Here is a 1,653-nt window from a genome sequence, read left to right on the forward strand (position 1 = left end):
CTTGGGGAATGTGGGCTTATTAAGCATCAAACCGGCAGCACAGGAGGAATCGTACTGTCAGAGCGCTTGACCGGCCGCTTCTTGAGATATTTCCTGAGAGGCTCATCAATGTAATAAGTGCATATCCAGGACAGCAACAGAACACTTGCGATTATCGAAATTCCGATGAGAGATTTATGATCAGCCCATCGGTCTCCCATAAATACCTTGAATACCCCGGTTTGAAAAAGAACGATCGGGGCATGGAGAATATATATTGCATAAGACAGACGTCCAAGATGGTTGCATAGCTTGGATGACAGTCCCTTGATTTGATAGGCGCCACCAAAGACAAGTGCCATTGGAAAAACTGCAGCAATCCAGAGTATCCCCAACCAAAGCGCATCTCTTGGAATGGCAACAAACGCAAAGCAGAGCATGGACAAAGAGAGAAAAGCCTTGTTGCTGCTCATGTTTTTTACCTGATGCCGAAAGATCAGGATGCCGACGCTGAAGGAAAACCAGAAACGTGCCGAACCGCCCAGCATTGTGGCAATGCTCCATCCCATGTCGATGCTACCCCACTGGAGGGATTGGTGAATCAGGATGGCGAGGGAAATAGCGGAAACCCCCAGAAGAACCTTTGTTCCCAGTCGGATCGCCAAAAGGGCATAAAGAATGTTGTACCAGAATTCGAAGCTCAAGCTCCACGCAGAGGGCGCGAAGGGATAGGGCGTGAACCCCCATTCTGCCGCAGGAGCCCAAGGGGCAAGAAGAATGGTGGCAGGGATGGCCTCCGACAGTTGCAGCATGCTGGGGGCGTCATCTGAACCTGTGAGGTATTTTACGAAGAAATACGTGAATCCTATTCCGCATGCCATCAGGTACAGCGGATACAGTCGCAATGCCCTTGCCCAGACGAAGGACCTGAAAGATCGAGTGCCACTGATAAGCGATCTTTCATAGGACAGCGCAATAACAAATCCACTCATCAGGAAAAAAAGATCGACGGCCAGGAAAGATCCTTGAAGAAACTGCAAGCCGCCGAAATAGTCGCTGATATGGTAAAGAAATACTGAAATGGCGGCAATTCCGCGTGCGCCATCCAAGGCAGGATAATGCGCATTTTTATGGATCATGATAGTTCTGCAGTTCCCATGCATCAGGCTTAAGCTGTCCGTGGACCAGTTCAAGCGTAAGGCTGCTTCATCGACGATGGGAACGCTCTTACTGCAGAGGCATATGCCTCGCCACCTGTCTTAATGCGCTACATGCTCAAGCAACCTTTCAACGCCGGCTCACCTCATCGAACGGGCCAGTGCCCGCACTTGGCCGACGGTTCGCACGCCTAAGGCTACTCGACCTTGCTGGTATGCAGCCTTGGTGCAGGGTGCCGCACATAAGGTGCACCACGAGCGCTAGTACTTATCGGAGGGGGTGGTGCTTGGGGTCCCACACTTGTGCGGGTTGGTCCTCATGCCAACCGCCTGGAGGGCAAGATACCGGGCAACAGGGGATTGTGCCGTAAGACATTCCAGAGAGCGATAACTGCGCAATTAACAACCAAAAGTTTACAAAACTACAATAAATCAACTTAAAGTTTAATTACGTAAGTAAGCAGCCTTTATAAGGATGTATCAAAATAGGGAATTACAACATACATTCCCCAAGTGG

General features: G+C 50.1%; 1 protein-coding gene. It reads right to left on the reverse strand.

Translation table 11 applies throughout. From position 1 onward, the window contains the following. Positions 1-26: 26 nt before the first annotated feature. The gene (locus TW83_RS17770; RefSeq protein ID WP_045984121.1) at positions 27-1,118 is read right to left on the reverse strand and encodes an acyltransferase; all 1,092 of its coding nucleotides are present in this window, start codon (positions 1,116-1,118) and stop codon (positions 27-29) included. Between the last annotated feature and the right edge of the window lie 535 nt (positions 1,119-1,653).

Origin of the sequence: Paracoccus sp. S4493, from assembly GCF_000967735.1 — a bacterium.
Lineage (GTDB): Bacteria > Pseudomonadota > Alphaproteobacteria > Rhodobacterales > Rhodobacteraceae > Paracoccus > Paracoccus marcusii.

Coding starts and splice junctions, on each gene's coding strand:
- TW83_RS17770 (WP_045984121.1), bottom strand. CDS start 1,118: ATGATCCATAAAAATGCGCATTATCCTGCCTTGGATGGCGCACGCGGA.